Source organism: Arthrobacter sp. 01L42, assembly GCF_056400005.1.
In genome coordinates, this window is the sequence record NZ_JBFTSL010000001.1 from 83,692 (window position 1) to 109,769 (window position 26,078).

Annotated in this window: 17 protein-coding genes; 11 read left to right on the top strand and 6 right to left on the bottom strand. The window is 67.4% G+C overall.

Annotation, left to right across the window (positions count from 1 at the left end):
• Window positions 1–90: 90 nt before the first annotated feature.
• Window positions 91–576 (bottom strand): Rv3235 family protein, encoded by a 486-nt coding sequence (locus tag AC1DN2_RS00340; protein WP_230008799.1) that lies wholly within the window; start codon window positions 574–576, stop codon window positions 91–93.
• Window positions 577–733: 157 nt separating this feature from the next.
• A complete protein-coding gene (locus AC1DN2_RS00345) occupies window positions 734–1,543 on the bottom strand; it encodes a LysM peptidoglycan-binding domain-containing protein (RefSeq protein ID WP_476848787.1) in 810 nt (269 codons plus the stop codon).
• A 180-nt stretch (window positions 1,544–1,723) separates the two neighbouring features.
• Between AC1DN2_RS00345 and AC1DN2_RS00350 the strand changes: the two genes are divergently transcribed.
• The gene (locus AC1DN2_RS00350; RefSeq protein WP_476848788.1) at window positions 1,724–2,293 is read left to right on the top strand and encodes a hypothetical protein; all 570 of its coding nucleotides are present in this window, start codon (window positions 1,724–1,726) and stop codon (window positions 2,291–2,293) included.
• Window positions 2,294–2,307: 14 nt separating this feature from the next.
• On the opposite strand, the gene AC1DN2_RS00355 is transcribed toward AC1DN2_RS00350, so the two are convergent.
• Entirely contained in the window at window positions 2,308–2,529 is a 222-nt protein-coding gene (locus AC1DN2_RS00355) for a helix-turn-helix domain-containing protein (RefSeq protein WP_018775212.1), read from the bottom strand.
• 151 nt (window positions 2,530–2,680) lie between these two features.
• Here AC1DN2_RS00355 and AC1DN2_RS00360 point away from each other — a divergent pair, with 151 nt between their 5' ends.
• The 4 genes from AC1DN2_RS00360 to AC1DN2_RS00375 are packed head-to-tail and all read left to right on the top strand — an operon-like array spanning window position 2,681 to window position 11,070.
• A complete protein-coding gene (locus AC1DN2_RS00360; protein ID WP_230008166.1) occupies window positions 2,681–3,325 on the top strand; it encodes a CpaB family protein in 645 nt (214 codons plus the stop codon).
• Window positions 3,322–4,641, top strand: a complete 1,320-nt coding sequence (locus AC1DN2_RS00365) for a CpaE/TadZ family protein (RefSeq protein WP_476848789.1) — start codon at window positions 3,322–3,324, stop codon at window positions 4,639–4,641. Before AC1DN2_RS00360 ends, AC1DN2_RS00365 begins: the two co-directional genes overlap by 4 nt.
• Before the next feature lie 57 nt (window positions 4,642–4,698).
• A complete protein-coding gene (locus tag AC1DN2_RS00370) occupies window positions 4,699–9,564 on the top strand; it encodes an NAD-glutamate dehydrogenase (protein WP_476848790.1) in 4,866 nt (1,621 codons plus the stop codon).
• 36 nt (window positions 9,565–9,600) lie between these two features.
• Window positions 9,601–11,070 (top strand): sensor histidine kinase, encoded by a 1,470-nt coding sequence (locus AC1DN2_RS00375; RefSeq protein ID WP_223916150.1) that lies wholly within the window; start codon window positions 9,601–9,603, stop codon window positions 11,068–11,070.
• A 153-nt stretch (window positions 11,071–11,223) separates the two neighbouring features.
• Here the strand turns inward: AC1DN2_RS00375 and AC1DN2_RS00380 are convergent, their stop codons facing one another.
• Window positions 11,224–11,472 (bottom strand): WhiB family transcriptional regulator, encoded by a 249-nt coding sequence (locus AC1DN2_RS00380; RefSeq protein WP_003804966.1) that lies wholly within the window; start codon window positions 11,470–11,472, stop codon window positions 11,224–11,226.
• A 404-nt stretch (window positions 11,473–11,876) separates the two neighbouring features.
• On the opposite strand from AC1DN2_RS00380, the gene AC1DN2_RS00385 reads away from it, so the two are divergent.
• The gene (locus tag AC1DN2_RS00385; RefSeq protein ID WP_476848791.1) at window positions 11,877–12,272 is read left to right on the top strand and encodes a hypothetical protein; all 396 of its coding nucleotides are present in this window, start codon (window positions 11,877–11,879) and stop codon (window positions 12,270–12,272) included.
• On the opposite strand, the gene AC1DN2_RS00390 is transcribed toward AC1DN2_RS00385, so the two are convergent.
• Entirely contained in the window at window positions 12,240–16,580 is a 4,341-nt protein-coding gene (locus AC1DN2_RS00390) for an FtsK/SpoIIIE domain-containing protein (protein WP_476848792.1), read from the bottom strand. The two genes, AC1DN2_RS00385 and AC1DN2_RS00390, sit on opposite strands and share 33 nt — an antisense overlap.
• 288 nt (window positions 16,581–16,868) lie before the next feature.
• Between AC1DN2_RS00390 and glf the strand changes: the two genes are divergently transcribed.
• From glf to AC1DN2_RS00415, 5 genes are all read left to right on the top strand, one after another.
• A complete protein-coding gene (gene glf / locus AC1DN2_RS00395) occupies window positions 16,869–18,056 on the top strand; it encodes a UDP-galactopyranose mutase (protein ID WP_223916143.1) in 1,188 nt (395 codons plus the stop codon).
• Entirely contained in the window at window positions 18,053–20,050 is a 1,998-nt protein-coding gene (locus AC1DN2_RS00400) for a glycosyltransferase (protein ID WP_476848793.1), read from the top strand. Before glf ends, AC1DN2_RS00400 begins: the two co-directional genes overlap by 4 nt.
• Before the next feature lies 1 nt (window position 20,051).
• The gene (locus tag AC1DN2_RS00405; protein WP_476848794.1) at window positions 20,052–20,933 is read left to right on the top strand and encodes an ABC transporter permease; all 882 of its coding nucleotides are present in this window, start codon (window positions 20,052–20,054) and stop codon (window positions 20,931–20,933) included.
• A complete protein-coding gene (locus AC1DN2_RS00410; RefSeq protein WP_243181203.1) occupies window positions 20,934–21,659 on the top strand; it encodes an ABC transporter ATP-binding protein in 726 nt (241 codons plus the stop codon).
• A 130-nt stretch (window positions 21,660–21,789) separates the two neighbouring features.
• Complete coding sequence (locus tag AC1DN2_RS00415; RefSeq protein ID WP_476848795.1) at window positions 21,790–23,952, top strand: acyltransferase family protein; 2,163 nt, start codon at window positions 21,790–21,792, stop codon at window positions 23,950–23,952.
• Window positions 23,953–24,082: 130 nt separating this feature from the next.
• On the opposite strand, the gene AC1DN2_RS00420 is transcribed toward AC1DN2_RS00415, so the two are convergent.
• Complete coding sequence (locus AC1DN2_RS00420) at window positions 24,083–26,071, bottom strand: DUF6541 family protein (protein WP_476848796.1); 1,989 nt, start codon at window positions 26,069–26,071, stop codon at window positions 24,083–24,085.
• Window positions 26,072–26,078 lie beyond the last annotated feature (7 nt).

The following is a 26,078-nucleotide window of genomic DNA, read 5'->3' on the forward strand; positions in this document are numbered from 1 at the left end:
CGCCTCCTTTCCCTTACATGCCGGGCATTCCCTTGCAGACCGGGCCCGGTTCCGCAGGCTCCTGCCCGTTGCTGCCTCCGGCCCTGCCGTTCAGCCGATCTCCAGCACTGTGACGCGCCAGGCCGCCGTGCCGCGCTCCAGCCGCAGCGCGACCGCGCGAACCCGTGATTCCTCGACCACCACGGCGCTGGCCTCGTAGACGTCATCCGACACTCGGCAGGCCCGGACGGACCTGACGGACGGGTTGCGGTGCAGCCTGCCCGCCGTCGGCGAGCTGCCGGAGGCAACCCGGCGGGTCAATGCGGCTCGGTGCTGCAGGGCCGCCAGACAGCGCGGGTCCAGGCGCCGGGAGAGCTGCTGTGCGGGCCGCGTCCCGGCCAGCACCTCGATCGCCGCCTGCACGGTGCTCCGGGAAATCGCACAAATCTCTCGGGCCTCGTCAACAACGCGCAGCGGCGGCGGGGCCGCAGTGGCGTGGTTGGCCGGTGGTGTAGCCGTGCCGGACACAACCCTGAGAGCGGGGGCATGCGGGACGGGGGTCGCCGCGGCTGAGCGGATCCCGGTGACTGCGTTCATGACGGTTCCTTTGCTGATGGCTGGTGCGGGTGGCTTGCGGCTGGTGCGGGTGGCTGGAACCGGGCGAATCTTCCGACCGGCTTGTCCCTGTGGTCTTCGGTGGGCCGGGACCAGGGCCGGGGCCGGCGCTGCGGCCCGGCCTGTGGTGCGGCGGCCCCTAGCGCGGCGGCGGGAGGACCAGGACCTGTCCGGGCCGCAGGAAGTGCGGGTCGGCTCCGATAGCGTCGCGGTTGCCCGCATAGAGCCGGGGCCACTCTCTGGCGATGTCGGCGTCGGAAGCCAACGGCCCCAGAGCGGCCGCGGTGATGCTCCACAGCGAATCGCCGGACCGGACCGTGACCTCCCTGCGGGCGCCGGGGAAGTCCTGTGTGCGCACATGGCGTGCAGCCAGCGGTCCGGCATCCACGATCGGGCTCAGCGGCTTCCACCGCGGATCCAGCGCGGAACCGGCTCCCGGCCCTTGTGGCTCCGGTGCCAAGGCCTCCCCGGGTGACGGAGTCCAGGATGCCGATACCGCTGCCGGACCGGGTCTTTCCGGTCCGGGCCCGCCAGGTGCAGTGGCCGCGCTGGCCAGCGGCGCCGTCAGCAGCTGCAGTCCGACGGCGGCGAGCACCAGCCGCCGCATGAACGCCGGGCTGAACCGGCCCGTGGCGGCCGCCGCGCGGGTCCGGCCGAGGCGGTCCAGCAGTGCCGCCGCGACGGCGAAAGCGAGCGACATCACCCACCAGGTGATGACAATCAGCCCGGCCGTATTTGCCACGATCCCGAGCTGGTCCTCGAAGGACAGCGACTGCCGGCGTGCCGAGCCGGACTGCCAGCGCTGAATCAGGAAACTTCCCGTAGCTGCGAGGAAGATCCCGAGCAACAGGATGGCGGCGGCCATGGCGGCGTCGGCCCGGACTGTTTGTCTGGGCATGGGGACGGGCAGGGGCCGGTCCCCGGGTTGCGGCGTCACTGTCCGGTCCATGGGCTATTCCTCCAGTCGAAATGTGTACCGTTTGATGGTGTTTAATGCCATTTGATAACTTTTAAGCCTGTTTAGTTGAGTCTGATCCTGTTGTGCTCCGTTTGTCTAGACGCAGTCCGAGTCTGTGGATAGTGGAGGCCTCGGATTGACCAGTGCGGGAGGGCCGCCTACGCTGGCGCCATGCGGTGGGACGCCTTGTTTGAGGACATGGAGGCACAGCTGGCCGCGCGCCAGCGGCTGGAATTAGAGGCTGAAATAGCCGAGCGTGCACTCGTGGACTCTGCGGGAGTGCAGCTCGCGGACCGGCTCCGCGGGTCCCTCGGGCTCAGTATCCGCGTGCATTTGTCCTTGGGGCGGGTGTTCGAGGGAGTGCTGAGCCACGCGGGCAGCGAGGCCCTGGTCCTTGATGAGCCCCAACACCAAGTGCTCATTCCCTACGCCGCGGCCGCGCACTATGGGGGCCTGTCGCGGGTGGCGGTCTCCGAACCGTCAATCGTCCGCCGGCGGCTCGGTTTGGGCAGCGCCCTCCGGGGACTCGCCAGGAACCGTGCACGGGTGACGATCTTTGCCGGTCACGGGAGGGCAGATGCGGGGCTCCACGGCATCATCGACACGGTCGGCAGGGACTTCCTGGACCTGGCCGTGACACGGGACGGCGGGGAACGGCCTCCGGCGAACGCCCGGAAGGTGATTGCCATCCCCTTCGGCGCCCTCGCGGGCATCAGGTCCGTAGGTACCGCGGGCGGCTAGTCAGCCCGCCAGGTTCAACTTCCGGCGGACTTCGCCTTGGCCTCTTCGATCATGCGGCTGGCCTCGGCATAGCGCTCCTGGATGTACTGCTCGAGCATCTTCTCCTCGACGCGCCACTGGCCGCGTCCGCCCACCTGGATTGCCTTCAGCTCGCCGCTGCGAACGAGCGCGTAGGCGGCCGGAGAGTTGATCTGGAGCTGCTCGGCAACGTCAGCGAGAGTCAGGAATCGGGGCATGAACCCATTTTGCCACCGTTGAGGCCTACTGGTGCCGTTATCCACAGTTTGCGCCTGTTTGGCCCCGGATCTTCCACCCGGGCGGCCCGGGCGCAACAATAGGGGTGCCCGGCATCCGGGAATGGACGGCGACGACAGGGGGAGCGGACGCATGAGTGGAAGCGCGGCAGCCGAAGGGGCTCGTTTGAAAAGGCCGTCCTGGAAAGACCCCCGGCTCCTCGTCGGAATCCTGCTGGTCCTGGCATCCGTCGTTGGCGTGGTCTCGCTGGTCGGCGCCGCGGACCAGACCACGGAAGCGTACGCGGCGCGGGAGCCGATCGCCGTCGGCGAGACGCTGACAACCGACAAGCTGCACCGGGTCAAGGTGCGGCTCGGCGAAGTGGAACAGCACTACCTGACCCCGGAGGCCGGCCTGGATGCCGGACTCGTGGCCGTGCAGCGGATCGGCAAGGACCAACTGCTGCCGCGTGAGAGTGTCGGGCAGCTCGACGGGCTGGACCGCAAGCCCGTGGCCGTCACCGTCGAGGAGACCCTTCCCGCCCAAGCCGTGGCGGGCTCGCGCGTGGATGTCTGGGTGGCGTTGCCGGATACCCGCAACGGCTTCAGCGAGCCCTCCCTGCTCCTCTCCGGCGCCGAAATTGCCCAGATCACCCCGGGCAGCACGGCCCTGGGCTCCTCACGTTCCACGGTGGTCATGGTGCTCGTTCCCGACGCCCAGATGCCCAAGTTGCTGGGGGCCCAGGCCAACAAAGCAAAGATCGCGGTCGTGTGGAACCCGGGCGGTACCTCGCGATGAGCATTCCCGTGGTGACTGTGGGGGACTCCCGCGATGACCTGGTCGGCGGACTGGAGCGGCTGCACGGGCCCGTGTCCGTTGTCCGGCGGTGCAGCGAGCTGGCGGAACTGCTGGCCGCCTGCCAGAGCGGGTTGGCCCGCGCCGCCGTCGTAGCGGCCGGCAGCGAAGAGCTGACGGCCTCGCTGGTGGACCGGCTGTCCGCCGTCGGCGTCGTCGTCATCGCCTTGACCGACAATCCGGAGGAAACTGTCCGCCTGCGGACCATTGGCGTGGCAGCGGAAGCCCGGGCCGTTGACGCCGCGGCCCTGGCGGCCCGGATTTCCGCAGCGGTGGCGCAGCTCAGTGGCACCGGAGAGGGCCCGGGACCGGCCGCGGGTGACGGCGCCCCTCCCGTCGCCGCCGCAGGGCAGGTGCCGCGGTCTTCCGGGGCGCACACCGTCACCGCAAGCACAGGCGCGAAGGGCCGGATCATTGCGGTCTGGGGTCCGGCCGGCGCGCCGGGCCGGACCCTGGTGGCCGCCAACATCGCGGGGGAGCTGGCCGCGGAAGGCCATTCCGTGCTGCTGGTCGACGCCGACAGCTACGGTGCCAGCGTGGCCGCCCTCCTGGGTCTGCTTGACGAGGCCGCCGGGCTGGCCCAGGCCTGCCGGCTGGCAGACCAGGGCCTGCTTGACGCCGATGCCCTGCTCAGGATCGCCACGACCGTGCCGACCAAGGCCGGCGCGCTGCGGGTGCTCACCGGGATTACGCGGGCGGACCGCTGGACGGAACTGCGCGCCGCGGCCCTCACACTGGTGCTGGAGCGGGCCCGGGAGATTGCGGATGTCACTGTGGTGGACACCGGCTTCTGCCTCGAAGCCGATGACGAGCTTGGCTTTGACAGTGGCGCGCCGCGCCGCAACGCCGCGACCCTGCGAAGCCTGGAGCTGGCCGACACGGTCTTTGCCGTCGGGGCGGCGGACTCCATCGGGGTGCCGAGGCTCGTCCGCGGCCTCGCCGAGCTTCGGGCGGCCGTCCCGCAGGCGGCGCCGCAAGTGGTCCTGAACAAAGTCAGGACCTCCGCCGTTGGGCGCTCGCCCGAACGCCAGCTGCGGGCCGCCTGGGAGCGGTACGGCCCCTCGGCGCCGTTGTCGGCGTTCCTGCCGTCCGACCCCGCGGCGAGCGACGCCGCCCTCCTGTCCGGGGCACTTTTGCTCGAATCCGCCCCTGAATCCGAGTTGAGGCACGCGATCGCCATTTTGGTTTGTGCACCTGCCCAGCGAAATAGGAAATCCTTTGTCTTTTCTTCCACAGCACGACGCCGGGCAAAGGGTTAGGGTCAACGTAAGGGCCGCAAAGAGGCGGCTGTGAACTTCTTTTATGGAGGCGTTTCGATGTCGTCTGGGTCCAGCGTGGAGGATCAGCCCGTTTCGATCGGTAGCAGCGAAAGCTACCTCGGGGATTACTACGAGCACCTCGCGGAGGAGGATTTCCGGGCCTATCCCCAGGAAGTCCTGACGGCAAGGACCGAAACCCACCGCCAGATCGCGGCGACGCGGAAGCCGGGCATCGCGAACATCGACCTTCGTGACGAGGCAGACTGCAGCGTCCTGTACATCGTCACCGACGATATGCCCTTCCTCGTGGACTCCGTCAACGCCGAGCTGGTCCGCCAGAACGCGCCCATCCACCTCGTGCTACACCCGCTTTTCGTGGTGACCCGCAACCGGGAGACGGGCAACCTCGTCAAGGTGGCCCGCGTCCCCTCCCACCTGGGCATCTCCAGCGGTGACACGGCGGCCATGCCGAACCTCTCCCACCTGATCGCCGAGGGCGACAACGCCTCGCACATGGAATCCTGGATCGCCGTCGAGATCGACCTCGTCGGCGAGGAGAAGCGCGCGGAGCTGGTCAAGGGAATCTCCCGCGTGCTTGGCGACGTCCGCGCCGCCGTCGAAGACTGGCCGAAGATGCGCACGAAAGCCCTTGAAATTTCCGCGGATCTGGACCGGGTGGCCAACCGGGCGCAGATTGCCGAGCTGCGCCAGGCCCAGGACCTGCTCCGCTGGCTCGATGACGGGAACTTCACCTTCCTCGGCTACCGCGAATACGACCTCGTGAACGAATCAGGCGAGGATGTCCTGGAACTGCGCGAGGAAAGCGGCCTCGGCCTGCTCCGCGCCGGCGCGGACACCCGCCAGGTCCAGCACCTCACCGAGGCCGGCCGGAAGAAGGCCCGCGAGAAGCGCGCACTCGTGATCACGAAGGCGAACTCGCGGTCCACCGTGCACCGCCCGGCGTACCTGGACTACATCGGGGTTAAAAGCTTCGACGCGGCCGGCAACGTCAACGGCGAACGCCGCTTCATCGGCCTGTTCGCCACAACCGCCTACGCCGGTTCCGTCCGCGATATCCCCGTAGTCCGGGAGAAAGTCGCTGCTGTTCTCAGCGACGCCGGCTTCCCGCCGGACTCGCACTCGGGCAAGGACCTCCTCGGCATCCTTGAAACCTATCCGCGCGATGAGCTCTTCCAGATCGAAATCCCGGACCTCGCCGCCATCGCCACCGGCATCCAGCGGCTGCAGGAACGCCGCCGGACGCGGCTCTTCCTCCGCCCCGACATCTACGGCCGCTTCATGTCCGCCGTCGTCTACCTGCCCCGCGACCGCTACACCACCAACGTCCGCCTGCGCATTGAGCAGGAACTGCGGGAGACCTTCAACGCCGTCTCCATCGACTATGAGGCGCGCATGACAGAGTCCGCTCTGGCCCGCCTCTTCTTCCGGATCCGGCTGCCCAAGGACGCCGATGTCAGCAACGTCAACAGCGACGAACTGGAGAAGCGGCTGGTCCGGGCCGCCCGTTCCTGGGGCGAAGGCATTTCCGAAGTTCTGCGCGCCCGCGGCGACGGCGGCACCAAGGAGGACGGCGCCAAGGAACTGGCAGCGGTCTGGGCCGAGGCGTTCCCGGCCGGATACCGGGTGGACTACGAGATCGAAGACGCGCTGCAGGACATCGACCGCTTCGAAAAGTACGGTGCCGCGGCCGAACGGGCCGGCGAAGCCGTCAAGGAGCACCCGGGCGTCCACGTGTACCTCCCCGACGGCGCCGGAGCCACACTGGAAGAGGACGCCCGGGTCAAGCTCTACATGCTGGAGCCGAAGAGCCTGAGCCAGATCCTGCCGTACTTCCACAACCTCGGCCTCGAGGTCCTGGACGAACGCCCGTTCGAGATCGAGACCGCGGATCACCGGGACTTCTTCCTCTACGACCTCGGCCTCAAGTACCCCGCCGGCGTGGATCCCCAGGCCACCGGCCAGCTGCTGGGCGAGTTCTTCGGCGCCGCCGTGACCGGCGCCGTGGAATCCGACAGCTTCGACCGGCTGGTACTGCGGGAGGGCATGCACTGGCGCCAGGTTGTCGTACTGCGCGCTTACGCCAAGTACATGCGGCAAATGGGCAACACCAACTCCTTCGGATTCCTGGCTGACACGCTGCTGGCGAACCCGGACGTCACCCGGGGACTCAGCGCCCTGTTCACAGCGCGGTTCGACCCGGCGCTCAGCGACTCCGACCGCGTGCTCAGGGAGGTAGAGGTCCTCGCCGGACTGGATGCAGCGATCGAGCAGGTCGCGACCCTCGATGCCGACCGTCTGCTGCGCACGTTCAAGAACCTGATCCAGGCCACGCTCCGCACGAACTACTTCCAGAACAAGCCCCACCTGAGCTTCAAACTGGATCCGTCCCTGATCGAGGGCCTGCCCTTCCCGCGGCCGATGTTCGAGATCTGGGTCTACTCGCCCCGGGTCGAGGGCGTGCACCTGCGCTTCGGCAAGGTGGCCCGCGGCGGCCTGCGCTGGTCGGACCGGCGCGAGGACTTCCGCACTGAAATCCTGGGCCTGGTGAAGGCGCAGACCGTTAAGAACGCCGTCATTGTTCCGACGGGCGCCAAGGGCGGCTTCTACGCCAAGCAGCTCCCGGACCCCGCCGCAGACCGCAGCGCCTGGATGGCCGAAGGTGTTGAGAGCTACAAAACGTTCATCCGCGGACTCCTGGACATCACGGACAACCTGATCGTGACGCCCGAGGGCGAAACCGTCAGGCCCCCGGCCGACGTCGTGCGCCATGACGACGACGATTCCTACCTTGTGGTCGCGGCCGACAAGGGTACGGCGTCATTCTCCGACATCGCCAACGGACTGGCCGGCGAATACGGCTTCTGGCTCGGCGACGCCTTCGCCTCCGGCGGCTCCGTCGGCTACGACCACAAGGCCATGGGCATCACCGCCCGCGGCGCGTGGGAGTCGGTCAAGCGCCACTTCAGCGAACTGGACCTCGACACCCAGGCCGAGCCCTTCACCGTGGTGGGCGTCGGCGACATGTCCGGCGACGTGTTCGGCAACGGCATGCTGCTCTCCAAGCACATCCGCCTGCTGGCTGCCTTCGACCACCGGCACATTTTCCTCGACCCCACCCCTAACGAGGCAACGTCCTACGCGGAACGCCAGCGGCTCTTCGAACTGCCCCGGTCCTCCTGGGATGACTACGACAAATCGCTCATCAGCGAAGGCGGCGGCGTCTTTGCCCGGCAGGCCAAGTCGATCCCCGTGTCCGCGCAGATCCGGACCGCCCTCGGCCTCCCGGAGGGCACCACAGAACTCAGCCCGCCGGAGCTCCTGCGCGCCATCCTCCTCGCCCCGGCCGACCTGCTCTACAACGGCGGCATCGGCACCTACGTCAAGGCCAGCACCGAAACGAATGCCGAGGTCGGCGACAAGGCCAATGACGCCATCCGCGTTGACGGCCGCGAACTGCGGGTCAAGGTGGTTGGGGAAGGCGGAAACCTCGGGATGACCCAGCGCGGACGCATCGAGGCCGCGCTGCAGGGCGTCATCCTCAACACGGACGCGATCGACAACTCGGCCGGCGTCGACTGCTCGGACCACGAGGTCAACATCAAGATCTTCGTGGACCGGATGGTGGCGGCAGGCAAGCTTGAGCCCGCCGAGCGTGCGGACTTCCTGGCTTCCATGACCGACGAGGTCGGCCGGCTGGTGCTCGAGGACAACATCGACCAGAACATCCTTCTCCTCAACGACCGGATGCGGGTCTCCGAATGGAGCCCGAGCTACGAACGGCTGATGGACTGGCTGGAAAAGTCGGCGGACCTCAAGCGGGACCTCGAGGCCCTGCCCACCACGGACACGCTGCGCGAGCGCCTGGAACAGGGCCAGGGGCTGACCTCCCCGGAGCTGTCGGTCCTGGCCGCCTACGCCAAGATCGAACTTGCCACCGCTTTGCGCGACAGCGACCTCGCCGATGACCCGTGGTTCCGCATGACGCTGCGGGCCTACTTCCCGGAGCAGCTGCGGGAGAGGTTCGACGCCGAACTGGACACCCACCCGCTGCGCCGGGAGATCATCGCGACCGTGGTTGCCAACGACATGATCAACCTCGGCGGCATCACCTTCGCGTTCCGTGCCATCGAGGAAACCTCGGCCACGGAGGCCGCCGTCGCCAAGGCGTTCGTGGCCCTCCGCGAGGTCTACGAGCTCGACATCATGGTCAAGGAACTCAACGAACTGCCGGCGTCGTTCCCGACCGAACACTGGAGCACCGTCCACCTGGACATCCGGCGGCTGCTGGACCGCGCCGTCCGGTGGCTCCTCGGCCAAGGCTCGGCGTCCCGTCCGATCGCCGAGATCGTGGCCGAATTCAAGCCGCTGATGGATCCCATGCGGGCCCGGCTGCTCGACTACCTCCGGGGCGACGACCGCGCCCGCGTGGCCGAATGGCTGGAGAAGGCGCGCAGCTGGGACCTTCCGGAAGACCTGGCACACCGCTGGGCGGAACTGTTCGAGAGCTTCGTGCTCCTGGACATCGCCAAGATCGTCCACGGCAGCAAGGAATCCGTGGCCGATATTGCCCACGTGTACTACACGGTCTTCAACCGCTTCCATGCAGATTCCCTGCTCGAACGCATCACCAAGCTGCCGAGGGAGGACCGCTGGCAGGCCCTGGCCCGCGCAGCCCTGCGTGATGACCTCTACTCCACCGTCTCGGACATGACGACGGCGGTGCTCGAGTGCACGCCGGCCGGGACTCCCGCCGAGGAGCGTCTTGCGGTCTGGGAGGGCCAGAACGCGGAGCAGCTGGGCCGGGCGAAGTCAATGTTTGATGAGGTCAATGCGCTCGAGGCCGATGACATGGCCTCACTGTCGGTAGCATTGAGGCTCTTGAGGTCAATCGTCCGACGCTAAGGGGCTGCCGTCCCTGGCGTCGCAAATGGAGGTGCTGTGGCAATCTTTACGGACCCAATCAGGGAACATGCTGATTTTGGCCCGGGGGATGCCGAATGGCTGCATCTCCTGGTCGGCGACTGGCAGATGGTCGCCGACCTCGCGTTCGCCGACCTGGCCCTGTGGTTTCCGCACCCGGAGTTCGGTTATGTGGCACTGGCCCACGTCCGCCCCTCCACCACGCACACGGTGTTCCACGCCGACTTCGTGGGGGAGGGGATCCGGTCGGACCTGCAGCCGCTGGTCGACAAGGCGTGGGAGAGCCGCGCGATCGAACGCTCCAACGAGACCAACTGGAGCAGCGACATGGCCCTGCGGGTCGAGGCGGTTCCGATGGTCCGCAACGGCCGCACCCTGGCGATCGTGACCTCCCATATGGACCTGTCGAGTTCGCGGATGCCCTCGCGGCTCGAGCTAACGTACCGGCAATGCGCCTACGATTTGCTGCGCATGGGAACCCTGGGCCTGTGGCCGGACTTCGCGTCGCCCACAGGCTCGCGCCGCGGCGCGCCGCGTGTGGGGGACGGTCTGATCAGGCTCGACGCCGAGGGGATCGTGCAGTATGCCAGCCCCAACGGGGTCTCCGCGTTCCGCCGCCTCGGCGACGGCGAGTCCCTCGAGGGCCGGTCCCTCGCCGAGGTCACTGCCGGGCTTCTGCGGGACCGGCGCATGGTCGATGAAACCCTGCCGCTCGTCGTCACGGGCCGGATGCCGTGGCGCAGCGAAATCGAGTCACGCGGCGTGAGTCTTTCGCTGCGCGCGATCCCGCTGCGCGACGAGCAGCAGCGGTTCGGCGCCCTGGTCCTGTGCCGGGACGTCTCGGAGCTGCGCCGCCGGGAGATGGAGCTGGTCACCAAGGACGCCACGATCCGCGAGATCCACCACCGGGTGAAAAACAACCTGCAGACTGTCGCCGCCCTCTTGCGGATGCAGTCGCGGCGCATGGTCAGTGACGAGGCCAAACAGGGGCTCGAGCAGGCCATGCGGCGGGTGGCGACGATTGCCCTCGTGCATGAGACGCTCTCGCAGGGCCTGACCCAGAGCGTTGATTTTGACGAGCTCATCGGCCGCCAGTTCCGGCTCTCCGCCGAGGTCGCCTCGCCCTCGCAGCAGGTCAAGACACAGCGTTCCGGCCTCTTCGGCGACCTGCCGAGCGACTTCGCCACCCCGTTGGCCCTGGTCATCAACGAGCTGGTCACGAACGCGGTCGAGCACGGGCTGGAGGGGCGCACCGGTACTGTCTGGCTCATCGCCGACCGGTCGGAGAGCGAGGACGGGGATGAACTTCTCACCGTGACGGTGGAGGACGACGGCGTCGGACTGCCGGACACGCCGTACGTCGAGGGCCTGGGCCTGCAGATTGTCCGCACGCTGGTCATGAGTGAACTCGGTGGCACTATCCACTGGCAGGGAAGGGACGGCGGGGGAACCGCAGTCCAGATTGTCCTGAGCCTGACGCCGCGCTGACAGCCTGACGCCGCGCTGATGCCGGGCGCACCGCAGGCTCCGGGTGCACCGGCTTAAACGGACAATGGCCGCGGACCTGTGGGTCCGCGGCCATTGCTGTAGGGTCGTGCGATCGTTGCCGGCACCGTAGCTATCGGTGCTTGGGCAGCAGAATCAGGAAGCGCGCCGTGCCCGTGCTGCGCGGCGCTTGAGGGCGCGGCGCTCGTCCTCGCTCATCCCGCCCCACACTCCGGCATCCTGGCCGGACTCCAATGCCCACTGCAGGCAGGTGTCCACGACCGGGCAGCGCCGGCAAACACTTTTCGCTTCCTCGATCTGCAGGAGGGCAGGTCCGGTGTTTCCTACGGGGAAGAACAGCTCCGGGTCCTTGTCAAGGCAGGCTGCGCGGTTACGCCAATCCATGCTGATCAGTCACTCCATTCCTGGGAACTCGTTAAATGCCTTTGTGAAATTATTCACTAGAGGCTTCATAAGAAAAGGGCCCATTGGGGCCCCCTCGGTCATCTGGATTAAGCGTGTCATGTTAACGCTGTGTAAACAAGGGGTAATAGAGGCCAAGATGCCTCGAGACCGTGAGCGATGCATCACATTCAGTGGCGGCGTCCTCACATCTAGACGACTATGTCCGGTAGTGTGCCAGTGTGTCAAGGCCCCCTGTGAACCCTGAAGATCCCCGTGAACATGCCGGCGAAAACCCCGGTGAGAATCCCCGCGAAAACCCCAGTGAGAGTCTCCCTGAAAATGCCGGCGGGCCTCCCGAAGCAAATTCGCTGCCGAATCCGGGAGAAACCCCTGGTGGTGGCCCTGTGCGGCCTCGGGGAATTGTTGTCATCGCCGTGATCGTGGCACTGGAAGCCACGGCGCTGCTCGTGGCGGCCGTCTGGTACGGGACCCAGCTTCTGACCGGGGCGCCGGTACTCTCTTTTTGGGGTGCCGTCTTTACGCTCTGCCTGCTGCTGGCCTTCTCCGTGTGGCTCTTTGCCGTCGCACGCTTCCTGCTGCGGGGGTTCCGCTGGCCGCGGGCCGGTGCCCTGGTGGCCCAAATCTTTGTGCTGACCATTGGCTTCCCCACCCTGACCGGCGGCTATCCGTTGGCCGGACTGGCCATGCTGATCCCGGCTGTGACTGCGATCGTGCTTCTGTTCGACAAGCGGGTCATAGCGTTCGCCTCACGGGCTGCCGGAGCCCCTCCCGCCCTGTAGAGGTCCGTCCCGTGCGGCGTGCCGCCCGGGGGAGATGTGGTCCTGGCCGCCGGCGGCGCGGAGGAGTGCCGCCCGGCCGGCCGGGCGGAGCGCAGCCAGCTGGACGGGCGTCGCGCGGCCGTCGGAAATGACGACGGCGCGTCCCGGCGGAGGACTGTGCTCCGGTTCGAACCGGACCCCGAACGGCTCACTGTCCATGAGCCCGCGCGGACGTATCAGGACCGCCCGCCCCTGGCCGCGCGCGATGGCAGCGAGATCCACCCGTTGCCCAAAGCCTGGGCCAAATCCCGCGGTGAGGATCACCCTCCAGCCCAGGCTGTTCAGGGACGCCAAGGCCCTGTTGGCCTCGGGTGAGAGCAGATCGGCGTCATCTGCGAGCGCAATCGCTGTCCGGTCCAAGGTGCCCGCGAGCGCGCTGGCGTGGAGCCCGGACCAGTACTGGCCGGAAGCGGTTCCCGGCCGCGGCGCGAGCCAGGCGCAAGCAGGGTTCATCCCCGGCAGCGCAGCCAGCAGCGTGCTTTTCCCCGAGCCGGGGCCGCCGAGGACCGCGAGAACGCCGCCGGAGGGCAACTGGATCCCCTGCGGCCGCAGTTCGTCCCCGCCGACCCCGAGGACCAAAGCAACCGCCGGGACTGGGACATCCGCCGGGCCGGGCATGGCGCCGGGCGCGGCAGCAGGCGCCGGAATCCTCTGCCCTGGACCGGAGCCGCACCGGGCCAGCACCTCGTCCACGGTCACCGACCCGGGCAGCGCGTCCACCCGGAAGGGCCTCGTCGAAACGGCCCCACTCGTGGGACGCAGCTCGTCCGCGGCCGCTGGTTCGAACAGCTGGGCCGCATGCCCGGTCGCCACAGGCGCGGGAACAAAAGCGCCGAACACGGCCACGCGGCCGGGGAGAGGCTCCAGCGCGGGAAGCCGCGGCCATGCGAGGCGGCCTTCGTCGGTAGAGCCTAAAGGGAAGAAGATCCGGTTGGGCAGGCCAGCGAAGAACCTCGCGGTCACGAGCTCACGCCCGCCGGAGACGAGGACAGTGATCCCTGCCCGGGAACCGTCCCGCACGATGTCATGAACGAGGTCTTCTGCCCAGGCCAGCGGCCCGGACCGGAATGCCGAGACCCAGGCGCCCCAGCCGCTGACCACCAGGACCAGCCCGGGCCGCGGCCTGCCCGCAGGCGCACCGAGCCGTGACGTGGCTTCTTCGGCGACGCGCCGCAGCACCCTGGCAGCCCGGCGCACTTCGTGCAGGCCGGCTACGGCGCCGACCCGGGATTCCGCTGCGGCGCCGCTGAAAGTGCCCGCGGCGTCAAGTATGTACAGGTGCGACTCCACCCTGCCGGCCAGAAGCTGATCAACCGCGAGGGCCATTGCTCGGTCCCCGGCACCGGTTTCAGCGCCGACAAGGCCCAGATGCCCATGCCCGGCGGGACTCCAGCCCAGCTCCGTGACGCGTTGGAGCTCCGGCAGGTCCACCCGCCCCAGCCGGACCATGTCCCGCCCGGCGTGCCCGGAACCTGGGTGCGGCAGCAGGGCCGGCAGCGGATCTGCCACCGGCCGGCGGGGCCTTCGTGTGCCGAGACCCTGCCACGCGGCCGCAGCGGCGTCGATCAACGCCGCCGCCCCCTGCGCCGGAGTCAAGGCCGGAGCCAGCGCCGGAGCCGGAACCGGTGGCAGGGCCGCGCCGTCGTCTGCTTCGCGTCCGGCGGAGCCGTCGGCCCGGACACCGGCGGCTGCCGGTGGCAGGGTCAGCTCGTCCGTGGCCGTGCGAACCGTGACCGTCCCGTCTGACCGCGGGTCGGCCCGGGGCGTCAGGGTGGCTGTCTGGAATTCCTCCGGAGCTTGTGCACCGCGGACCAGGAACGCCCGCCCGGGGCGTGCGATGGGAATCGCGGCCGCGAGCCCAGAGCCCATAACGTCGAAGGATTCGGGGCCGGACTGGACCCGGAGCGCGATGCAGGTGGTGACATTGGCCCTGATGTCGGCGTTCAGGGCTCCCTGCGGGCGCTGGGTGGCCATGATGAGGTGGATCCCCAGTGACCGGCCGATGGCGGCAATCCTCATAAGTTCGGTGAGGGCGCCGGGCGCTTCGTCCACCAGGATCCTGAACTCGTCAACGATGATGACCAGAGAGGGGACGGGCGGTCCGGCGGCCGGTGACGCCTCGTAGGCCGCGAGATCCGGGGCATTGGCCCGGGCGAGCAGTTCCTCCCTCCGGCGGACCTCGGCCCGCAGGGAAACCAATGTGCGCTCCACCTGCGCAGCGCCCAGATCGGTCAGCATGCCGACGCAGTGCGGGAGGCCGGTGAGCGGGCCCAAGCCGGAGCCGCCCTTGAAATCTATGAAGAGCAAGTTGACCCGGTCCGGCGGATGGCTGGCCGCGAGGCCGGCAGCAAGAGTCCGCAACATCTCCGACTTTCCGGAACCCGTGGTCCCCGCGACCAGGAAGTGCGGACCGTCAGCCTTCAGGTCGATCCGCACGGCACCCCGGGCCGCCACGCCGACGGGAGTACCCAGCCCGGCCTCCGCGCCGCTCCGGGACCAGCGCGGGGAGATGTCCTGTGCCGCGAGGGGAAGGACGTCGGCCAGGCTGCAATGCTGCGGGATGACCGGCGGGGGAGCCGCCGGCGTCCGCCGTGCGGCGCTGAACCCCCGGCAAAAGCGGTCAAAGACCTCGGCCGGGACCAGATCCGGCACGAAGTCCACGGGTGGGGACCCAGCCCTGATCAGGGCGCCGCGCCGGCCGAGGACAATGCCGGGGTGTACGCCGGGACCGGGCTCCGGCGAGCACTCGATCACCCTCCACCCATGCGCCGCCGCCATTGCCCTGAATGCCGGGCCGGCGCCAGCTGCGCCCGGGCCGGGCGCGGCGCCTGACTGCGCCGGAGTGTCCCAAAGAATGAGGACGCCGCGGTCAAATCCCCCGCCATGACCCGGAGGACCGCCGGGACCGCCGGGACCGCCTGGACCGTCGGGAGCGCCTGGACCGTCGGGAGCGGCGGAACCGGCGGCCAGCACGGCCGCAGTGGTGGCGTCATTCGCGGACAGTGTGACGCCGGGCAGGAAGCGCGCCGGCAACGGCACCGTGTCCGCAGGGCCATGCAGCAGCAGTCGGGTGCTGTCCGCCAGGGGATAGGCGGCCAATTGCAGGATGAACGAGCGCATCAGTCCGGCCTTCGCGGGCGCGGGGCCGTGGACGGTCACCACCGCCGGGACCGGGTCCAAGGTCAGGGGCACCTGGCCGAGCGACGGTGGCAGAAAGCCGGCGTCGGGTGGTTCGGGCCGGATATTCGCGCTCTGTTCCGCCAGCCCGAGCCGCAGGCAGATGTCCGGCGGCTCCCCGCCAGGCGCACGGGCTGCCGGGGGCACCGCAGCCGCGCAACCAATGGTCAGGTCAGCCGCGGAAGGTGCGGCGTGCCGGCGTCGTTCCCTGTCCTGCAGGGCGGCCTCCGCCACAGCGGCCTGGAACTCGCGACGCTGGCGGCGGCCCGAGAGGAACGGGACCAGGACGGACACGCCAGAGACTGCGGTGAAGGCCAGGAATATCCACATGCCGGTGAGAAATGCCATGCCGACGCCGACCAGGAGCGGCAGCACCGCGGCCAGCGCCATGGCGGCCCGGTGGCCTTGGGCGGCGGTGCCGCGGACAACCAGCGGCGCGGCAACGCTGGAGCCTGCCAGCACCGTCACGGCGTCCGGGGCAGCACGGGGCACGCCCGATGGCCCGAGCCGGAGCGAGATAGTGGAATCGCCGCAGCGGATCGAGGACGCCGTGGTCACCGGGGCCGTTCGCACGCTCCGGCCATCGACGCTGGTGCCGTTCGCACTGCCGAGGTCCATGATCGTGACGTCCGAGTCCCCGACGTCCAGGCGCGCGTGCTCCCGGGAGAGCGCGGCATCAGGGATCACGACCTCGGTGCCCCCGCGTCCGATCCGGAACCTTCCCCGCCGCAGGGCGACCAGCGTGCCCGCGCCGGGACCGCTGTCCACGGCCAGCAGCAACGTGGCAGTGTGCCGTCGGCCCGGCCCGGAGCTGAATCCCGCGCCCGATCCCGGCACGAGCCCAGCACCCTCAACCAGCACAGCACCCTGGACCAGGGGAGGCACGCCAACGGTCATGGCGGCGACCGGCGCTCCCCGGACGGACAGCTCACCGGTCCCGTAGCGCCGGGCAACGGCAGCCTCCAGGTCCGCGCCCGGGCACGGGTCGGGGACTTCGACGGACAGCTCAATGAGCTGCCCGTCCGGCGTCGTACCTGCTGCGGGGGCGCTCTGCATCAGGCTGCTGGGCGCGAGAGTGCAGTGGTAAATCATCCGCGGCATCCTTTCCGAGCGGCCGTCCTGTTCCACGGGTCCTGTTCCACGGTCCGGTTCCAGAGTAGGGAGGCTCCGGCCCGGCAGCGCCGGGGAAAATGATCCATGTGGAAAACGCTTCGCAGCGGCGCCGCTGCCCCCGCCATGCGGGGCTCCCGGACCCGTGACGGGGGTGGCATCTGATCGCGGGGCCAGCCGCGATTCGCCGGTACCCACAGGGTCTCAGGTAGGCTAGACCAGCAGACAATGCACAACATTGCGCTGCCCGCATTCGAACCAGGAGAGTTTGTGACCGCTGACCTCGTCATCGTAGGGTCGGGCTTTTTCGGCCTGACAATCGCAGAACAGGCCGCCACTGAGCTGGGCTTGAAGGTAGTCGTCATCGACCGCCGGCACCACATTGGCGGCAACGCCTACAGCGAAAAGGAAGAGCAGACCGGCATTGAGGTGCACCGCTACGGTGCCCACCTCTTCCACACGTCCAACGACCGCGTGTGGGAGTACGTAAACCGCTTCACGACGTTCACGAACTACGTCCACAAGGTCTACGGCGTGCACAAGGGCGAGGTCTACTCCCTGCCCATCAACCTGGCCACGATCAACCAGTTCTTCCGGGCCAACCTCACCCCCGGGCAGGCCCAGGAACTTATCAAGGAGCAGGCCGGCGAACTGGCCGGCACCGATCCTCAGAACCTGAACGACAAGGGCATCCAGCTGATCGGCCGCCCGCTCTACGAGGCGTTCATCAAGCACTACACCGGCAAGCAGTGGCAGACGGATCCGAAGGACCTGCCCGCGGGCATCATCTCCCGCCTTCCGGTGCGCTACAACTACGACAACCGGTACTTTAACGACAAGTACGAGGGCCTTCCGACCAACGGCTACACGGCGTGGATCGAGAAGATGGCCGAACACCCCAACATCGAGGTGCGGCTCAACACGGACTTCTTCGATGAGTCCCACGAGTACAGCAAGGGCAAGGTGGTCGGCAACATCCCGGTCGTCTACACCGGACCTGTTGACCGCTACTTCGACTACGCCGAAGGCGATCTGTCCTGGCGCACCATCGACTTCGAAGAAGAAGTGCTCGACGTCGGGGACTTCCAGGGCACGTCGGTAGTGAACTACAACGACGAAGACGTTGCGTACACCCGCATTATCGAGCCGCGCCACTTCCACCCGGAGCGCGACTACCAGACGGAGAAGACGGTCGTTATGCGCGAGTTCTCCCGTGCCGCGGAGAAGGGCGACGAGCCCTACTACCCGATCAACACGCCCACGGACCGCGATCGGCTCCTGAAGTACCGCGACCTGGCCGCGGCCGAGCAGGATGTCCTCTTCGGCGGCCGCCTCGGTACCTATAAGTACCTGGACATGCACATGGCGATCGGCTCGGCCCTGACCATGTTCGACAACAAGATCCGCCCGCACTTCGAAGGCGGCGCAAAGATTGAAAGCGGAGGAGTGGACGCATGAGCGCCGCAACCGACACCCAGGTAGATTCCGCCCAGCAGTGGGACACCCTGCAGCGGGTCATCCTGCCCAACGCCAGCCAGATGGACACGGTTCCCCTGTACATGGACATGGGTACCGCGACCGGCATCCAGCTTCCTACGGTCGGCAGCGGCGACGGCAAGAAGGCCCGGGCACAGTCCTTCAGCAGCTCCACCAAGGAAGCCCACGTTGAAGACTTCCTGTCCCGCAGCTCCACCAAGGTCCGTTCGGGGGAGCGGGTATCGTTCGGCAGCTACTTCAACGCCTTCCCGGCGAGCTACTGGCGGCGCTGGACGTCGGTGGACAAGGTCCGGCTTCAGGTCCGAACCCAGGGCGCCGGATCCGTCATCGTCTACAAGTCCAACGCCCGCGGATCCCTGCAGCGCGTCGACACGCGGCGCGTCGAGGGTTCGGCGGAGAACACCTTTGAGCTGTCCCTTGCGCCCTTCGGCGACGGCGGCTGGTACTGGTTCGACCTCGTGGCGGGCTCCGAACCGCTTGTCATGGTCGACGCCGAATGGCAGGGCCCCGCTGTTGAGAGCACGCCCGGGTCTGTCACCCTGCAGATCACGACGCTGAACAAGACCGACTTCTGCCTCAACAATCTTCGGCTGCTGGCCGAGAACCCCGATGCCCTCAAGCATGTCCAGGAGATCCTGCTGGTTGACCAGGGCACGCAGAAGGTCGAGGACGCGGACGGCTTCGCCGAAGTCCGTGAATCTCTTGGCGGCAAGCTGCGGATCATCAACCAGTCGAACCTCGGCGGCTCCGGCGGCTTTGCCCGGGGCATGTTCGAGGCCGTCGAAAACGGCAGTGACTACGTCCTGCTCATGGACGACGACATCGTGGTTGAGCCTGAAAGCATCATCCGCCTGCTCACGTTCGCGGACCGCTGTAAGACGCCGACGATCGTTGGCGGCCACATGTTCGACCTCTACAACCGGACGGTTCTCCACACGTTCGGTGAGGTGGTCAACCCCTACCGCTTCCAGCCGTCATTGCCGAGCGAGGACATGGTCCTTGGGCATGATTTCCTGTCCTCGAACCTGCGCCAGACCTCCTGGCTGCATCGCCGCTGCGATGTGGACTACAACGGCTGGTGGATGTGTCTGATCCCGACCTCGGTTATCCGGGAAATCGGCCTCTCCCTTCCGCTCTTCATCAAGTGGGACGACTCGGAATACGGGCTGCGCGCCAAGGCGCACGGCTTCCCGACAGTTTCCCTGCCGGGTTCGGCCGTATGGCATGTGTCCTGGATCGACAAAGACGATCTCGTGGGCTGGCAGGCCTACTTCCACGCCCGCAACCGGATCGTGGCGGCGCTGCTCCACAGCCCCTACGAGCACGGCGGCCGCGTGGTGCGCGAATCGCAGTATGCGGACATCAAGCACCTCGTGTCGATGCAGTATGCGACCGCGCACGGCCGTGGCTGGGCGCTTGAGGATGTCCTCAAGGGCCCGACCGACCTGCCGGACCTGCTGCCCTCGAAGCTGCCCGAGATCCGGAAGATGATGGCCGGCTACTCGGACTCGATTTTCCAGGCCGACGCGGACGATTTCCCGACGCCGAAGATGGACAAGCCGCCGCGCCGCGGGCACGGCGTGTCGCAGCCGTCCAGGGTCACCCTCCTTCCCTGGGCTGCCAAGACGGTCGCACGCCAGTTGTTCCGCCCGGTCACCAAGACGAGTGCGGAACGTCCGCAGACCAACATTGCGCACCAGGACAACCGCTGGTGGCGGATCGCGCAGTTCGACAGCGCCATCGTCTCCAACGCTGAAGGAACCGGCGCTTCCTGGTACAAGCGGGACCCCAAGCGCGTGCGGGAAATGCTCACCGAGAGCAGCCGCCTGCACGCTGCCCTGCTCAAGGACTGGCAGTCGCTGAGCAAGCAATACAAGGCGGCGATGCCGGAACTTACGTCCCTGGATTCCTGGAAGAAAATCTTCGAAGAACACACCCAGAGCGAAGTGAAATAGCGTGACAACCACGATTTCCGGGGAATTGACCCGCCCGGGTCTCGGTGGTGGATTTCGGGATCTTCGCCAGTCCAGTTTTCTGCTGAAACTGCTGGTCCGCAAGGAACTGAAAGTCCGCTACCGCGGCTCCGTTCTGGGTCTCCTTTGGTCCTATGTGAAGCCCGCTGTGCAGTTTCTCGTGTTCTATGTGGCCCTGGGCGTCTTCCTGGGCCTGGAACGCAGTGCACGGAACCCGGACGGCCTCTCGAACTATGCCGTGTATCTCTTCTCCGGAATCGTGCTGATCAACTTCTTCTCCGAAGCCCTCGGGAACTCCGCGCGATCGATCGTGAACAACGGCAACCTGATTAAGAAGATCTATCTTCCCCGGGAGCTGTTTCCGGTGGCGTCGGTCTGGGTATCGGCCGTGCATTTCTTCCCCCAACTCGTTGTCCTGGTAATCGGATGCGTCGTCGCCGGGTGGCACCCGGACGCGTTCCAGCTCCTGGCGGCGGTAGGCGGATTCGCCATTGTGGGCTTCCTGGCCACCGGGCTCGGGCTGTTGTTCGGGGCCGCCAACGTGTATTTCCGTGATTCGGAAAACCTCGTTGACATGCTCCTGATGGTGGCGACCTGGGCATCGCCCGTCATGTACTCCTGGACCATGGTGGAATCAAAGCTGGGACCCGGGCTCTTCGCCCTCTACCAGGCAAACCCCATCACGGTCGGCGTCGAGTTGTTCCACTATGCCTTCTGGTACCCCACAACTGACGGTTCTGCCGCGATGCCGCCGAACCTGTTCAGCCTGTGGCTGCCGGTCGGCATGATCATTTCGCTGGTGGTCCTGGCACTGGGACAGCTAACTTTTCGGCGGCTTGAAGGCCGCTTCGCCCAGGAGCTCTAGATGGCAAACGCGATTGAAGTTTCCAATGTCAGCAAGGAGTTCGTGCTCCGCCACACCCGTTCCATCAAAGAGGCGGTTGTCTGGCTCGTGAAGGGCCGCAAGGGGGATCTTTCCAAGAAGTTCCACGCCCTGAAGGACGTCTCCCTGATGGTGGAAACGGGGGAGACCGTGGCGCTGCTCGGCCTCAACGGCTCCGGCAAGTCCACGCTGCTCAAGCACATCTCCGGCGTGATGCTCCCGGATTCCGGCAGTGTCTATACACGCGGCCGCGTGGCCGGGCTGATCGAGGTCGGGGCGGGTTTCCATCCTGACCTGTCCGGCCGCGACAACGTGTACCTCAATGGAGCGATCCTGGGGATGACAGAGAAGCAGATCAACGAACGCTTCGACGCGATCATCGAATTCTCCGAGATCGGCGAATTCATCGACACGGAAGTCAAGTTCTATTCGTCCGGCATGTACCTGCGTCTGGCGTTTTCCGTGGCAGTCCACACCGACCCCGAGGTCTTCCTGATCGACGAAATCCTCGCCGTCGGAGATGAGCCGTTCCAGCGCAAGTGCATAGCCAAGATTCAGGAACTGGCCCAGCAGGGCAAGACTCTGGTGGTTGTCAGCCACGACCTTGACCTGGTGTCGCGGATCTGTTCCCGGGGTGTCTATCTCGAGCATGGCAACGTATTATTCGACGGACCTATTCATGAGGCCGTTGCCCGCCTCCGGGCCTAGGCAGTGCCGCAGCCGGTAACGGCAGCGCATCTGTTGGGACCATGTCCACTGGACATGGTCCCAACAGGTTCCAGGCAAGCGCACACAGCGCAAAATACCGATGACGTTGTTTGAAAACCGAAAGAGAACTGTGACCTCTGTCCCGTCGGCGGCTGTCCTGACCCAGCCCCAGGGCTCCCCCGAGCGGGCCAGGCCCGCCAGCAACACGGGCACTTCCAGGGCGGGAAGGAACGGCCGGCGACTGGACATCCAGGGGCTGCGCACCCTGGCGGTGGGCATGGTGATCATCTATCACGTCTGGCCCGGCATTCTCCCCGGCGGTTTTGTCGGGGTCGACGTCTTTTTCGTCATCTCCGGCTTCCTGATCGTGGGATCGCTCGTCCAGGAACTGGCGCGTACCGGACACATCCGGCTCCCTAACTTCTACGCGAAACGGATCAGGCGCCTGCTGCCGGCTGCCACCACGGTTCTGCTGGCGACCATGCTGGGCGCCGTGGTCCTGCTGCCGCAGAACCGCTGGCAATCCATTTCCCTGGACGTCATCATGTCCGCCCTGCAAGTGCAGAACTGGAACCAGGCCTTCAGCGTGGACAGTTACGCCGCGGCGACCGCCCTGGTGTCCCCGGTGCAGCACTTCTGGTCCCTGGCCGTGGAAGAGCAGTTCTACCTGATCATTCCCGTCATCCTGCTGGCGGGAGTGGCCGTCACCGTGAAACGGCGCCTCCGGATCGAAACCGTCTCCTTATGGATCCTGGCGGTGGTGTCACTGGCGTCGTTCGTCCACAGCGTCGCCTTCTCGTCCTCCCAGCACGACATGGCGTACTTTGCGACCACCACGCGGATCTGGGGGCTGGGCGCCGGGGGCATCGGCGCCCTGCTGATTCCCAAATTGCGCCTGGGCCCGGTGCGGGCCTGGCTTTCGGGCTGGATCGGCCTGGGCGTGATCGTCTATTCCGCGATGGCACTCTCCGTTGCGATGGACTTCCCGGGCAGCATCGCCCTCCTGCCCGTCGCGGGGACATTGCTTCTGCTCACCGCCGGTTCGCCGGCGGCCCAGCCGGCCACTCCGGGCAGCCCTGCCGGTTACTCGGCAAGCCGGGTCCTCAGCCTGCGGCCAGTGACCTACATCGGCGATCTCTCATATTCCCTCTACCTGTGGCATTGGCCCGTCGTCGTGATCTACGTCTTCCACCTCGGGCGGGCTCCGGGCGTCATCCAGGGAACCGCCATGGTGGCCATCAGCCTGGCCCTGGCGGTCGCCTCCTACCACCTCGTCGAGCAGAAGTTCCGGCACGGAACCCCGGCCGCCCAAGGATCGACGCCCGGACGGTGGGGATTGCTGCGCCGGAATGCCTTCGTCCTGGCAGCAGGACTGATCGTCGCGTCGACGGTGGCAGCGGCGGTGCCGTGGGGCGTCGTGGAAGCCAAGTCGCAGCAGCTGAACGCGGCCATGAACCTGCGCGACTATCCCGGCGCGACGGCATTTGATCCCGTCCGGCCCGCCGCCGTCCCCGACGGCGTGCCCGTCCGGCCCGATCCCGCCGTCGCCATGAAGGATGTGCCACTGACCTGGACGGAGACGTGCGGGAAGTTCAACCCGGCCGTCACCGGGGTTGACCAATGCGTTTTCGGCGCGCCGGAGGCCACCCAGACGGTGGTCGTCGTCGGGGACTCACACGCCGCGCAGTACGTGGATCCGCTCGTGATTGCCGGCGCAGACGGGGGCTGGAAGGTACAGGCCATGGTCCGGAACGGATGCCCCTTCACGGCAGCGCCGGCGGCCAATGGCACCACGGTGTACCGCAGTTGCTCGGAACAGAACAAGGCCACATTGCAGCGCATCCTGACGCTGCGTCCACAGTTGGTGGTGGTATCGGGAATGGCGCCGGCCGGCTACCGCGAAGCCCTCAACTGGACGTGGGCCAGCCCGGAAGAACTCGTCAACGGCTATGTCCAGCTCCTGAAGCCGCTCCGGGAAGCCGGGATCCGCGTGGCCGTCGTGCCCGACACGCCGTATCCGGAATTTTCGGCACCGGACTGCGTCCAGGCCAATGGACCAGGCTCGCCCGCGTGCCAGTTCAGCGCATCCGACGCCGGCACCGCCGCAGACCCCCTGCAGCTGGCCGGAGCACGCGTGCCCGGCGTCGAGGTTCTGGATATGTCCGCCTATTTTTGCCGGCAGGGGATCTGCCCGGCCGTGATCGGCAACGTGCTCGTGTACCGGGACAACCACATGACCAACACCTTTGCCAAGACGCTGGCACCGGCACTGGCCCGGCAACTCAGTTTCTAGGCAGCGGCCGCGGAGGTGCCCCTGGAGCCTGCCCCGCGGGCCAGGGACCGGCGCAGCCTGCGGGCAGGTTGCGGGCAAGGTGCCGCTGCAGGCTGCGGAACCTGCCCCGCAGCCTGCAGCACGCCGGGGTTCAGTTCCCGCAGGCCGTGACCTTGTAGAGCTTCGCCTCGCCCTGGCTGTCAATGAGCTGCACGCCGGGGTTCGCTGCGAGATTCCGCAGCCCGGCGGGAGTGTGGTCTCCGCCGTGGACTTCGACCGGGCCGAAGTCCAGGATGTAGTAGGCATTCGCCGCGCGGACTGCCTGGCAGACGCTGGCGTCCGTCGTCACGTTGCCCATCGAATCGTAGATCCGCTTCACGTCCGGGGAGACGTAGCTCATGACGTGCAGCTGGGCCGACTTCCGCTCGCCCAGCGCGTAGGACAGCGCCGCACCGGTGTAGGGATTATCGATCAGCAGGGCATTTTCGGGGACAGTCTGGGGCAGGCGCTTCATGAGCTGGAGCTCGTCGGTGGAGACCAGCGGCGAATCGGCGGCGAGCCTGTAGTTCCTCGAGCCCTGCTCAACCTCCAACTCCAGGCCGCCCTGCTGTCCCAGGGCGATGGCGGCCAGCACGACGGCGGCGATGCCTACGGTCCGGTAGGCCGCGGTTCCGGCGCGCCCCCAGCGCGGAGAGCCGTCAAGGGCCACCGCGAGGGCCTTGGACCGGCCGCGCACCGCCAGGATCCGGCGCCCTGCCCAGTCAATGCCGACGGCGACCAGCAGGACCGCAACCAGCGGCAGCAGGGCGGCAATCCGGTAGCTGTCGTTGTACCAGACGCCGGTGAGGAAGTCCCGGGTTTCCGACCTGGTGAAGCCGGAGACCACAACGAACAGATAGGTGAACAAGGCGAAGACGGCAGCGATCCACACGCGCTGCCAGCGGTCCTGGAAGCACGCCCAGAGGCCGAGGAATACCAGCGGGGCCACGAGCCAGGCCAGTGCCAGGCCATCGGGGGAGATGGTGACGGCTTCGCCGATGGCCTTCGGAATGCTCTGGTACGGGCCCCAGAACGAAGCCTCCAAGGGCGGGCGCAGATTGGTCCACAGCAGGTCGAACGCGACGGCGTACCCGGCGACCGGCAACGCCAGCCTCAAGACGTACGAGCGGGCGCGGGCCTGCTTCCGCCGAAGGGCAGCCGCAGAGCGCCACACCAGCGTCACCACCATGGGCAGCGTCCACGTCAGCCAAGCCATGAACGTCGTGGGATGGGCGACAATCAGGCCGGTGAGCGCCAGCAGCAGGGCAAGTATCGAGGCGAGATCGCGGCGGACCAGTCCGGGCGCCAACCCGGCACACGCCGCCGCCAGGGCGACGCTGGAGGGCAACACGCTAATGGCCAGCAGGTTGGGATACAGGACCCCAAAGTCCATCATGAGCAGCGGGAAGGCACCCAGCGACGCCGCCGCAATGCCTGCGGCGACCAGCGCGGCCGGGCGTCCCCCCGCCACGGACCGCGCCAAAAGGAGGCATCCCAACGGCCAGAACACGGCCGCAAGGACGATGCTGGTGATATTGACGGCGAGCGGGACGCTCGCGCCCGTTGCCATGGCGACGAGGGTGGCTACAGCGTTCCAGCCGGCCGGGTAGGCGCCGCCGCCGGTCATCGCACCCAGGGTCAACGACGACGCCTGGCCGGTATCCAGGGCAAACCTGACCGAATTCAGGTGGAAGACGGCGTCATACGTCTGGGAAATGGCCTGCGGGCTGCCGATGAGATGGACGGTGTGGACGGCTAGGAGCCCGCCGGCGATGACGGCTCCGGCCAGCGCCGCAAGGTCGCCGCGGACGTCCGGCACCCTCAACGGATTCAGGCCGGTTGCGGCCGGGCCGGAGGGACGGAACCGCGCCGCCCACAAACCGAGCAGGGACAGAGCCACCGCCACCGCGGCCACGGGGAGCAGCCCGAACCGCACCTTCAGGAACGGGGCCAACGTGGAGGTGATGACCACAACACCCACGGTCAGTGCGGGGGCCAGCGCCAGGGCGCTGAATCCCCTGAATCGCAGGGCAACGGAGATGATCAGCCCGGGCAGGACCAGGACAGCGCAGGCGATCAGGACCTGCGGTAAGACGGACATCCACATG